At 42.2% G+C, this 12,823-nt stretch carries 9 protein-coding genes; all 9 read left to right on the top strand.

Translation table 11 applies throughout. The annotated features are described in order from the left end of the window. The first annotated feature begins 272 nt into the window (after positions 1 to 272). A complete protein-coding gene (locus AB5Z52_RS14190) occupies positions 273 to 1,184 on the top strand; it encodes a sugar ABC transporter permease (protein ID WP_005470074.1) in 912 nt (303 codons plus the stop codon). Positions 1,185 to 1,197: 13 nt separating this feature from the next. Next, positions 1,198 to 2,079: a carbohydrate ABC transporter permease gene (locus AB5Z52_RS14185; protein ID WP_021150594.1), complete on the top strand. Its 882-nt coding sequence runs from the start codon at positions 1,198 to 1,200 to the stop codon at positions 2,077 to 2,079. A 14-nt stretch (positions 2,080 to 2,093) separates the two neighbouring features. Continuing rightward, positions 2,094 to 3,695 carry a sugar ABC transporter substrate-binding protein gene (locus AB5Z52_RS14180; protein WP_137264698.1) on the top strand — a complete coding sequence of 534 codons (1,602 nt, stop codon included), beginning with the start codon at positions 2,094 to 2,096 and terminating at the stop codon, positions 3,693 to 3,695. Positions 3,696 to 3,990: 295 nt separating this feature from the next. Next, entirely contained in the window at positions 3,991 to 4,599 is a 609-nt protein-coding gene (locus tag AB5Z52_RS14175) for a DUF624 domain-containing protein (protein WP_003128102.1), read from the top strand. After that, positions 4,586 to 5,509, top strand: a complete 924-nt coding sequence (locus AB5Z52_RS14170) for an acetylxylan esterase (protein ID WP_005470078.1) — start codon at positions 4,586 to 4,588, stop codon at positions 5,507 to 5,509. The genes AB5Z52_RS14175 and AB5Z52_RS14170 overlap by 14 nt, the downstream gene beginning before the upstream one ends. Before the next feature lie 4 nt (positions 5,510 to 5,513). Then, on the top strand, positions 5,514 to 6,281 hold the full coding sequence (locus AB5Z52_RS14165; RefSeq protein ID WP_003128105.1) for an endonuclease/exonuclease/phosphatase family protein: 768 nt from the start codon (positions 5,514 to 5,516) through the stop codon (positions 6,279 to 6,281). Positions 6,282 to 6,294: 13 nt separating this feature from the next. After that, the gene (locus tag AB5Z52_RS14160; RefSeq protein ID WP_003128106.1) at positions 6,295 to 8,445 is read left to right on the top strand and encodes a glycoside hydrolase family 3 N-terminal domain-containing protein; all 2,151 of its coding nucleotides are present in this window, start codon (positions 6,295 to 6,297) and stop codon (positions 8,443 to 8,445) included. A 16-nt stretch (positions 8,446 to 8,461) separates the two neighbouring features. Further along, positions 8,462 to 11,743 carry a hypothetical protein gene (locus tag AB5Z52_RS14155; protein ID WP_003128107.1) on the top strand — a complete coding sequence of 1,094 codons (3,282 nt, stop codon included), beginning with the start codon at positions 8,462 to 8,464 and terminating at the stop codon, positions 11,741 to 11,743. Positions 11,744 to 11,755: 12 nt separating this feature from the next. Next, a complete protein-coding gene (locus tag AB5Z52_RS14150; protein ID WP_029486283.1) occupies positions 11,756 to 12,721 on the top strand; it encodes a LacI family DNA-binding transcriptional regulator in 966 nt (321 codons plus the stop codon). The last annotated feature ends 102 nt before the right edge of the window (positions 12,722 to 12,823 follow it).

The following is a 12,823-nucleotide window of genomic DNA, read 5'->3' as shown; positions in this document are numbered from 1 at the left end:
ATTCGTTTTCATAAATCTATTATAAAAGAAAAGACTGTAGACATCATCCATAAAATGGACTTTGTCTACAGTCTGAGGTTTTTGTTTGTGAAAAATATCTTTAAAGGATATGTAAGTCATTAAAAATGAGATAATGAAAAATGATAAAACTTTAATGATGTAAAGGCTTGCATTTCTTTCTAGCGCGATTTATAATCAACTCGTAGAAACGTTTCACTAAAAAGAAAAAGATAGGATGAGCGTTGAGACGATAACAGAAAGGGTTTTTGCGTATGAGTAAGCTGAAAGAGATATACCGGCAGCGGCAACTGCATTGGATGGTACTACCAGGCGTGGCATTCATGATCGTATTTAATTATATTCCAATTTATGGAATCATTATTGCTTTTAAGAATTATACGGTCATTGATACGATTTCCTCTGCACCATGGGTAGGGTTAGAGAATTTCCGAATTATTTTACACGACAGTTTTTTCTGGGAAGCAGTTGGGAATACGTTAGCAATCAGTATGATGAAGTTAGGCTTAGGCTTTGCGATTCCAATTATTCTCGCCATTATGATTTTTGAGATGCGGGACGGAAAATTGAAGAAATTTATTCAAACCGTTTCGTATATCCCTCACTTTTTTTCTTGGATTGTCCTAGGCGGTATGATGATTTCATGGTTGTCGACCAATGGGTTTATCAACCAAGTCCTGATGTCTTTAGGAATGATGGATAAAGGTGTCAATCATTTGTTGGATCCTGATAAATATTGGTGGATCGCTGTTTTATCTGACCTTTGGAAAGAAGTAGGATGGGGAACGATTTTATATCTTGCAGGAATGTCTCGTATCGATCCAACTTTTTATGAAGCGGCCAGAATCGATGGCGCCACCAAGTTGACGCAGATTCGGACAATCACATTACCACTTTTGACGCCGATCATTTCATTGAATCTGATCCTAAATGTGAGCGGCATCTTAGGATCTAATTTAGACCAGACATTGGTTTTGATGAATTCACAAAACCAAAACAAATCGGAAGTCATCAACTCATTCGTTTATAAAATGGGTCTGACACAAGGCGATTTCTCATATGCAACAGCGGTTGGCTTGGGAATAGCAATCATTTCTGTCATTCTTCTAGTCATCACCGATCGTGTGACACGCAAATTGAACAATGGCAATTCAGTTATCTTATAGGAGGGGTGACCAAGTGATAAAAAGAAGAACACAAGAGAACAAATGGTTTTATTTCTTTAACACAGTGATCCTCGTTCTGTTTTCGCTGCTGATCATTATTCCAATCTGGAATATCTTAGTCTCATCGGTATCTTCTAGTTCAGGGTTGGCTGAAAACGGTCTCGTTTTATGGCCGCGGGGATTTACTTGGGAGAATTACCGGAAAGTATTTTCCGATGACAGTATCCCACGGGCATTTTTGATCTCTGTACTGAAAACATTGATCGGGGCAGTGACACATACACTGTTTTGTGCCGTTGTGGCATACGGACTCAGTAAATCACGGCTGATCGGCCGGAATATCTACACCACGCTAGGAGTCATTACGATGTACTTCGGCGGGGGGATGATCCCAACCTATTTGCTGATCAAATCGTTAGGGTTATTAGATTCATTTTGGGTCTATATCATTCCAGCGTTATTCAGCTATTATGACGTCGTTATCTTGATGAACTTTTTCCGTGAGATTCCTCCTTCTTTGGAAGAATCGGCGAAAATCGATGGGGCCAGCGAATTTCAAATTTTTTACAAGATTTTCCTACCATTAACGAAACCAGCATTAGCTACCATCATATTGTTCAATGGTGTCGGACAATGGAACGACTTTATGACCACAAAATTGTACATCACCAAAGAATATCTCTATCCGCTGCAAATGAAGATCTATGAAATCATTGTGCAGTCCAACTTAAGCACGATGACCGAAAGCGGTAGTACCGACTTTGTCGTGCAGGCAACGACCCGCGGGGTGCAATTGGCTACTATCGTTATCACGACTGTACCAATTTTGATTATCTATCCATTACTTCAAAAACACTTCATCGGCGGTATGATGGCCGGTGCGGTAAAAGAATAGAAAGAGGGATCAGTATGAAAAAAGTATTAGGCAGTTTATTGGCAGCAACAGCATTACTTAGCTTAGCAGCATGTGGCGGCAGCTCGGATGACGCTAGCAGCTCAGATTTTTCGATCAAAGATCGTTATGAGCTTGATGAGAAAACACCAGCATGGAAACTTGATACCAAAAAAGAACCAACTAAAATCACTTGGTACATCAACTCAGACTGGACGGCATTACCTTTTGGGGAAGATGTTACCACCGCACAGATCAAGAAAGATTTAAATATCGATATCGAATTTATTTCCGGAGACGACTCGAAGTTGAATGCACTTATTTCAAGTGGCGATATGCCAGACATCGTGACATTGATGGACAAAACCAGTCAAGCAGCCACTAAAGCAGATAGCTGGGCTTACTCATTGAATGATCTAGCGAAAAAATATGATCCTTACCTATTGAATGTCGTAACAGAAGATACCTTCAATTGGTTTGCATTAGACGATGGCAAAACATATGGCTATCCAAACTATTCGAATACAGCAGCCGATTATGAAAGCGGCAATATTCCGGTAAATGATAACTTCGTCATTCGTGAAGATGTCTATGAAGCACTTGGCAAACCAGACATTTCTAAACCAGAAAATTTTGTCAAAGTAATGGATCAAATCAAAGAGAAATATCCTGATCTAACCCCACTGGGCTTCACGACTGTCGGTGACACAGCAGGTCCTTTCTTAGATAAATTACAAGACTTCTTAGGTGTTCCATTAGAAGATGAATCTGGTAATTACTATGACCGCAACTTAGATGAAGAATATATCAATTGGTTGAAAACATTCAACAAAGTATACCGTGAAGGCAACATCAGTGATGACAGCTTTACAGATGACGGTCCGACCTATGATGAAAAAGTAAAACAAGGGAAATATGCAACGATGCTTGTTGCAGGAACTAGTGGTCAAGGCGGCAACTTTACTGAATTTATGAAGAATTCTGATACTCGCTATATTGCTATTGATGGACCAGCCAGCACATCAGGCCGGAAACCAACATTGAATCAAACCGGTATCTCAGGCTGGTTGATCAACTACATCACAAAAGATGCAGTCGATCCAGCAAAAGTCACTCAACTATTCACTTACTTGATCGATGAACCAGGACAAATCTTGACGAAATTCGGTGTTGAAGGCGTCACTTATGAATACAATGACGAAGGCAAAATCGATTACTTACCTGAAGTAAAAGAAATGGAGAAAACAGATAACGAAGGGTACAACAAGAAATATGGTATCAGTCGCTTCAACTACTTCAACAATGACCGTGTCAATGCATTGAAAGTAGAAACAGAGAGCGCATTAACCCAAATGCAAGAATGGGGTGAAGGAAAACTTTATCCGCACTTTGTTATTGAGAACACAGATCCAGATGCTGGGACTGCAGAAGCTCGTTCCAATAATTCGATCAAAACAAAACTAAATAGCACAGTCATCTCCTTGATTCGTTCAAAAGATGAAAAAACGTTTGATTCAACACTGTCTGATTTTGAAAGTTTCTTAGATTCCAACAATTGGGATGCAATCAAAGAAGTCAAATCTGAAAAAATGGCAGAAAACCGCGAAAAACTTAAATAATCAGTTATAGAAAGGATGAAAAGAGGAAAGCGAGACCCAACGACCTTTCCTCTTTTTGCTTTGAAACACTGCGATTGGCTTACAAAGCAAGACATGCAAGTTCTTCTTGGCGCCAGCCTAGAAGCAACTGTAGGCGAAGCGCAGTGTAGACGAGCAGATGTAGAAATGTACCAACAAAAGTATATGTAAAAGGATCTTTTTACTACTTTAGCAAAAGGATAATAAACAAGAGATGAGTAAGAAAACAACAAGAAATCAGTAGGATTGAAACTAGAAAGGGAGCAGGTGAGTGGAGATGAAACAAATTTTCTCTTATGAAGGATGGTACTATCGTGTCTTTTCCTTTGCCGCGGATATGATCCTATTAAGTTTTTTGTTCCTTGTTCCTGCGGTCACGATTGTACTGACAGGACCAGCCTTGATCGCCTTGTATCAAACCATCGATCAGCTTTACCAAGAAAAAGATGTTCCAGTTTGGCAACGGTATAGTCGAGCTTTTCTAGCAAATATCAAACGTGGAATCGTACTTGAAGGGATCATCGTGGGGTATGTTGCTGTCACCGCGGCGATCATTTATGGATTGATGGGAATCACCACTTATCTTGGGGTGTTGGCAGTGATACTCAGCAGTTTAGCTGGTTTATTCTTGACGGTGTTTGTCCTACTGTTTTGTTTGTTTTCTTCCACAGTCAAACAAACCGCACACGAAACTGCCTATGCGGTGTTGAGTAGTACCGCAAATGCGATCATCTTGCTAGTGATTCCAGTATTCGTATTTCTATTGCTGAATAAGATCAATTCTTTCTTATTCGTATGTTTAGGTATTTCAGGATTCGCTTATCTGCAAGTACTGTTCTTTCATAAGGTGTGGGCAAAAGAGGGTGACGTCAATGAAATCAATTAGAAATGAACCATCTCAGGAGGAAATCGACCGTTTTTGGCGACAAGTCAAACAAGAAATCAAACAGATTCCATTAGCGTTTGAACGAAAGCAACAACCAGCATTGCTGACAGGAATCGATGTCTATCAGGTCAATTTCCAAAGTTTATACAATGAAACGATTTACGGCTATCTTTTAGTTCCGAAAAATAAGAGCCAACTTCCAATCGTCATCGATTATTTAGGTTATATGAATCACCTACAGGAACCCTTTCAGTTTGCCCACTGGGCATTGATTGATTGTGCCTGCTTGGTGATCGATAATCGCGGGCAAGGCGGCCGTACGAAAGATACACATCCTTATGAAACGACGCAACATGAGGCACCGTTTGGTCGAGGAATTTTAAAAAAAGAAGATTTTTATATGAAACGCATGATTGCAGATAGTCTTCGCCTGCTAGAGGTCGCAGCAGAGCTGCCGGAGATTGATTCTGAACGAGTGATTTTAAGAGGCGGGTCACAAGGCGGCGGGATTGCATTAATTGTCAATGCGCTGGCTGAAACGCCAATCTTTGCGACTTTTGCAGATGTTCCTAGTCACTCGAATATTTCTCACCGCATCGAAAGCAGAACTGGGAGCTATCATGTGATGCAAGAATATATTGATACCTTTCCAGATAGCAAGGAGACCATCTATTACCAAATGGCCTACTATGATTTGAAAAATCTGGCAGCAAAAATCACTGGCCCTGTCTTTGCTTCAGTAGGGAGCCAGGATCCTATCTGCCCAATGACCGATTTTTTTGTCAGTTACCATCGAATCTCAACCCCAAAACAATTAACTGTGTATTTAAACAAAGGGCATGGCGGCGGTGAAGCCAAACAGATTCGAAAAGAAATGCAACAGATCCAAAAATTGTTAAAAAGGATATGAAGAAATGAAAGTGGCAACTTACAATTTACGTGTGGATACGGATTACGATAAAGAGTGGCAATGGTCTTATCGTGCGGACAAAGTATTGGCATTGATCGATTATCATGATTGGGATATTTTGTGCGTACAAGAAGTCCGGCCGACGCAAGTCGCTGATTTAGCAAGATTGACTGATTACGAGTCGGTAACTGCTGAACGAGACGGCGATGGAACAGGAGAAGGTATCGGGATCTATTATAAGAAGACGATGTTTTCTAAAGTAGATTCAGGCTCATTTTGGTTATCTCTGACACCTGATGTGCCAAGTATTCATCCAGAAGCGGAATACTTGCGTCTGTGTTTGTGGACGGTACTAAGAGATAGAAAAGGACATGACTTTTTAGTCATCGATACGCATCTGGACAATATTTCAGAAATCGCCCGTTTTGAAGGGATGAAAGTCATCTTGGAACGGTTAGCGGATAAAATCGCCGCTTTACCCGTTTTACTAATGGGGGATCTCAATGCAGAAGCAGTTGAACGCGTCCATGAATCCCTGCAAACGATTTTTGTTAACGCAAAAGAACAAAATGAAAAAGGACATTACGGTCCCAGAGGTTCCTATCAAAATTTTGACTATCAACTCCCATGGAACCAGTTAGAAGAAATTGATTATATTTATACTAAAGGATTTCGAATCATTAAAACCGGGTGTTTGACGGATTCTTGTGACGGACGGTTTCCTTCCGATCATTTCCCGTTGGAAGCAGATCTCCGATTCGATGAACGATAAAGGTGGAACAAAAATGGAAAAGACAAAATTGACGCACTTACTTGAACAAATGACTATCGATGAAAAAATCGATCAATTATTGCAACTGGCTGCTGCGTTTTATTCAGACAAAGCGGAAGAAAAAACCGGACCGATGAGTGATCTGGGACTGACCCAAGAAACCATCAACAACGCTGGAACAACGCTAGGCGTTTCCGGTGCCAAAGAAGCGATCCGAGTACAACAAGAATACATCAAAAACAATCGCCTGCAGATCCCGACGATTCTAATGGCAGATATTATCCATGGGTTTCGAACAATCTTCCCGATTCCATTGGCTCTAGGTAGTTCGTGGGATCTGAATGCTGCGGAACAAATGGCCGAAATTTCAGCTAGAGAAGCCGCTGTGTCTGGGCTCCATGTGACGTTCTCGCCAATGGTGGACTTAGTCCGAGACCCTCGTTGGGGACGAGTGATGGAATCTACCGGAGAAGATCCCTACTTGAACAGTCGCCTTGCGGAGGCTTTCGTGAAAGGCTACCAAGGAGAAGACTTGACCAATGATTTTGAACGGGTCGCCGCTTGTGTGAAGCATTTTGCGGCGTATGGCGCAGCAATTGGCGGTCGTGATTACAACACAGTCAATATGTCTGAGCGTCAATTGCGGGAAAGTTACTTACCAGGCTACCAAGCCGCACTAGCAGCTGGGGCAAAATTGGTGATGACTTCCTTTAATACGGTAGATGGGATTCCGGCTACAGCGAATCGCTGGTTGTTCCGTGATGTGTTGCGAAAAGAATTTGGTTTTGATGGCGTAGTGATCTCTGACTGGGGTGCGGTCAAAGAAATCATTGCCCATGGCGCAGCAGAGGATGAGAAACAGGCGGCAGAATTAGCGATCAAAGCAGGCGTCGATATTGAAATGATGACGACTTGCTACAACGATTATTTGAAAGAATTGATCGAAGAAGGCGCTGTTGCGGAAGAGTTATTGGATGAAGCAGTATTGCGGATCTTGACCCTTAAAAATGATCTTGGTCTTTTTGAAAATCCTCATCGTGGGGCAGATGAAGCTGCTGAAGCTAGGGTCGTACTTTCGCAAGAACATCGAACAGCCGCGAGAGAAATCGCTCAAAAATCAATGGTTTTATTGAAGAATGAGAACATCTTACCATTTAAATCAACGGAGACGGTCGCGATCATTGGACCAGCGGCTCACTCTAAAGATATTTTAGGTGCATGGTCATGGCAAGGGAAACAAGAAGAAGCCGTTTCATTGATCGAAGGGAGCAAAGCAGTTTCAGAGAATATTCTTTATGGAAAAGAACCATTCGATTATTTTGCGCCAACAGAAGCAGCGATCAATGAAGCTGTTACATTAGCTAAACAAGCAGATAAAGTGGTTCTCGCACTAGGTGAACAAGACTGGATGAGCGGAGAAGCAGCGAGCCGCAGCGATATTCGCTTGCCTGAAGCGCAGTTAGCATTATTCAAACAATTGCAGGCAGTCAATGAGCAACTCGTTGTGACCTTGTATAATGGTCGTCCATTAGATCTTCAAGGCATTGATGAAGCAAAAGCCATCGTTGAAGCATGGTTCCCTGGAACAGAAGGTGGTCACGCATTAGCAAATCTTTTATGGGGACAATACAATCCAAGCGGCCGTTTGAGTATGTCTTTCCCAGAAACAGTCGGTCAAGTACCTGTTTATTACAATACTGAAACTACCGGTCGTCCTTATGAAAGTGCACCTGATGAAAAATATGTCTCGAAATATTTGGATGTCTCCAACTATGCAAAATATCCTTTTGGTTTCGGTTTGAGCTATCACGAGGCTCAGTATAGTGAGTTAAGTTTAGATAAATCACAACTGTCTGCTGAAGAGACACTGACAGTATCCCTTCAGATCAAGAATAATAGCGACTTTGCTGGTGAAGAAACCGTCCAGTTATATCTGCGAGACCTCGTTGGTGAAGTTGTCCGACCAATCAAAGAATTAAAAGGATTCCAAAAAGTATGGTTAGAACCAGGGGAAACCAAAGAAGTAACTTTTTCAATTACGGAAGATATGTTGCGTTACGTCCACAGCAATCAGGAAACATCCAGTGATGCTGGCACATTCCAAGCCATGGTCGGCAGCAACAGTCGCGATCTGCAGACGGCTACATTCAAATTCGTAAGATAAGGATAGGAAGGTTTATATGACACAATATATTACTCTTGAAAAGAATCAGACACGCCTGAGGTTTTTGAAAACCGGGGATCTGTATGAAATAGATAGCAATGGCATGATGATCAATCAACTAAATGGCAATCCGGTAGACGGCAGTTTGAATCAATTGTATCTGCGAGTCTATACATCAGAAGGGATTCGTTGGACACCGATGGTCGGTTCTAATTCAGCCAGTAAGTTTGGGTATTCCCAACAGCAGTTGTCTTGGTCAGGAGAGTTTTTGGACGTTCATTATCAAGTGGACTTGCAACTGGCAGAAGATTGCTGGTTTTGGCGAATCCAGTTAACGGGTTCTGGAAAAGCAGATATCATTTATGGTCAAGATATAGGCAATGCACTAAAAGGAGCAGTTCAGTCCAATGAAGCGTATGTTTCTCAATATCTGGATCACCACGTGACTCAGGATAACGGAACGATCGTCGTCTCTTCTCGTCAAAATCAACCGCAATCCGGCAAATTTCCATTAGTCGAACAAGGAAGTTTCCAACCCTTGCGGAGTTATTCAACAGATGGGTATCAATTTTTTGGCAGAACATACAAGGTGACTAATTTGCCGCAAGCCTTAGCGCACGAAACATTAGCGAATGAAGTGTATCAATATGAATTTGCCTACATTGCTTTGCAGTCCGAGTCTTATCAGCTATCTGACGAAACAACAGAAGTCATTTTTTATAGTGCTGTCAAGGCAGATCAGCCACAAGCAGTATCCGGTCCGCAATTCGACCGCCCTTCTCTGAAGGAACAGTTTCAAAAATTGACTTTTGAGTCATTGACGACACAGCTACTTCCGGCAAAACAACTCGGAGCAGCATTGACTGGAGATACCTTGTCAGAAGCAGATATTTCCGCGCTATTTCCAAAACAGGAAGCAATGGAACGAATCGATGGCCAAATGTATTCATTTTTTACCGAAAACTACCGTCACGTTGTGTTGAAGGAAAAAGAAAGTGCCATGGAACGGGCTCATGGGCATATATTGCTGAGTGGCAGTGATCTAGTGGTAGATCAGCCGTTGCTTAGTACGACGGTTTATATGTATGGTATTTTCAATTCGCAGATCGTTCTAGGGAATACGTCAATGAATAAATTATTGAGTAACAGCCGTAATGCGTTGAATGTCATGAAACGATCAGGACAGCGGATCTACTTGAAAGAACAGGATACGTGGCGCTTATTGACGATGCCATCTGCGTTCGAGATGGGGCTGAACTCTGCAACGTGGTATTACAAAACAGCAGATGATTTGATCACGGTCACGACGTATACACTGCTTGACAGCCGTGAGATCCGAACGATGATCCATAGCAAAAAGGCTTATTCATGGGCCATCAGCAACCAGTTTTTGATGGGACCAGATGAAGAAGCACCGACAGCGGTTGTGAAAAAAGAGCAGCAAGTAGTGATCACAAGCGGGACTACGTCACCAGTAAAAGAAGCGTATCCAGAATTAACTTATTATCTGCAGGCGGATCAGCCTTTTGATGTGACAGATGATTCCTTGTTCTTACAAGAAAACAGTGATGGCGCACTAACTGTTCTGACATTTGCGGATCAGTCAGAAGTTACCCTTAAGATTCAGGGAACGTTGACCGGAGATCCTTACCGAGAACAAGCGTCTTCTAAGCAGCAAGAAGAAGCAAAATATGTGACGTTCATTGATTCACTGCTGAATCAATTTGAATTGACCCATGACCAAGCAGAAGTCCAAACTCTTAATTTGCTCTCTCGGTGGTACACGCACAACATGCTGGTCCATTATTTGTCTCCTCATGGTTTGGAACAGTATGGCGGTGCTGCTTGGGGGACCAGAGATGTCTCACAAGGACCAACAGAATTTTTCTTAGCAGTCAATCGTCCAGAGATCGTTGCGTCGATCATCAAACACCTCTTTGCCAATCAATTTGCCGACGATGGCAATTGGCCGCAATGGTTTATGTTTGACCGCTACGAAAAACAAAAAGCCGACGAAAGTCATGGAGATGTGATTGTGTGGCCAATGAAAGTCGTCAGCGATTACTTGGAAAAAACGAAGGACTTCGCGATTTTAGAAACGCAAATACCTTATACAGATCGCGAAACGTTCTTAAAGACAAGTCAAACTGCTTCTCTTTATGATCATTTACAGAAAGAGATTGCATATATCGAAGCGAATTTCTTGGAAGGTACGTATCTTTCATGTTATGGGGATGGGGACTGGGATGATACCCTGCAGCCAAACAATAGCAAATTGAAAAAGCAGATGGCCAGCAGTTGGACAGTTGCATTAACTTATGAAGTGATGAAGAAACTAGCGGCACAGCTGAAAGACTATGATCCAAATTATGCTGATCATTTACAAACCATCGTCAGCGGCATTCGTACAGATTTTGATAAATACATTTTGTCCTCAGGAACCATCCCAGGATTTGTTTATATGGAAGACCCTGAACATGTGGAATTGATGATCCATCCAGAAGACAAAAAGACAGGGATTCAGTACCGATTGTTGCCGATGCAGCAAAGCATGATCGGTGAATTACTTTCTCCGGACGAAGCCGAGCACCATTTAGGCATCATCAAAGAACACTTGCAACATCCAGATGGCGTTCGCTTGATGAATCGTCCAGCGGCTTATCATGGTGGGGTCAGTACGAATTTCAAACGTGCAGAGCAAGCAGCGAACTTTGGTCGGGAAATCGGGTTGCAATATGTTCATGCCCACATCCGTTTTACTGAAGCAATGGCCAAATTGGGACAAAAAGAAGAAACTTGGCATGCTTTAGGGGTCATCAATCCTATTCAGTTGCAAGAACGCGTGCCAAATGCAGAACTGCGACAAGCCAATGTCTATTTCAGCAGCTCTGACGGCGATTTCAAAACAAGGCTTGAAGCCCAAGAGAATTTTGGTAAACTTAGAGATGGAAGCGTCGGTGTAAAAGGCGGTTGGCGCGTGTACTCCAGCGGACCAGGTATCTATTTGAATCAATTGATCAGCAATGTCTTGGGCATTCGCGAAATGGCAGATGATTTGTTCCTTGATCCTGTCTTGCCAACTGAGTTATCTGACTTAACGATGACCTACCGGGTCTTTGATCAACCGGTTAAGATCCATTTTCACGAAGCGTCAAAAGAACAGGTATTGATCAATGGCCAACCGGTAGACTATACACTAGCAGAAAACAGCTATCGAAAAGGGGCCTTTTGTTTAGACAAATCAGCAGTGCTGCCGTTGTTCAATAAGGAAATAAATCATATCGATATTTATCGATAGAAAGGAGGAGCCATGGTAGGGATCAAAGATATTGCTAAAAAAGCCGGTGTGTCTATTTCCACTGTATCCTATGCTTTGAACGGCAGCCCTAAAGTGACGGAGGAGACGCGCGCCCGTATCCAAGCGATTGCTCGTGACTTGAATTATGTTCCGAACATGGCTGCTCGTACACTGAAGCGCAGACAAACGAACATCATTGGCGTGTACCTCGCAGACTACGCGGGGAGTTTCTATGGAGAGTTGCTAGACGGGATTAAAAAAAGTCTCGAGACTTTTGGTTACGAAATGATTGTTTGCAGCGGCAAAAAATCCCATTTGTTTATACCAGAGCGTATGATCGATGGAGCCATCGTTTTAGATTGGACTTTTCCTTCAGAGGAAATTGAGCGGTATGCTCAGCGGGGACATCAAATCGTTGTACTAGATCGGATCCTCGATCATGAAAATATCCATCAAGTCCTTTTGGATAATAAAGGTGGTGCGGCACTGGCTATTGATAAATTGATTTCAGGTGGCAGCCAACATGTCTTTTTACTTGCTGGTCCTGAAAAAAGTTATGATAGTCAAGAACGGTTAGAAGCCAGTATCAAAGAGCTTACCCGATTTGGCATTTCCTATGATGTAATAGCTGGTGATTTTACTGAACCCTCAGGGTATCGGGGAGCAGAAGAAATTTTAGCAAAAAATCCGCTAAGACCAATCGATATCTTTGCCTTAAACGATGAAATGGCCATCGGGGTTTATAAGTATGTACGTAAAACAGACTTAAAAATCGGAGAAGATATCCGCATCATTGGTTTTGACAATACAGAATTAGGGGCGTTTATACAGCCGCGGTTGTCGACAATTTCTTACTCGAAGCATCGTTGGGGAATGATTGCTTCAGAGAAAATCGTCAAATCGATTCAAGGAGAGCAAGTAGAGGACGAGCATATCTATACAACATTTATTGATGGACGTTCTTTTCCAAATAATTGAAAATGAAGCACCAAACAGAGGACTGTGAAGCGACCCCCAAAAGTTAGACCAAAAAATCTAACTTTTGGGGGTCGTTATTTGTATGGCAAAATATCCTTTTGA

Source organism: Enterococcus sp. RTP21361st1_A6_RTP21361_211029 (assembly GCF_040910045.1).
Classification (GTDB): Bacteria; Bacillota; Bacilli; order Lactobacillales; family Enterococcaceae; genus Enterococcus_D; species Enterococcus_D gallinarum.
This window is presented reverse-complemented; position numbering and strand designations above follow the sequence as displayed.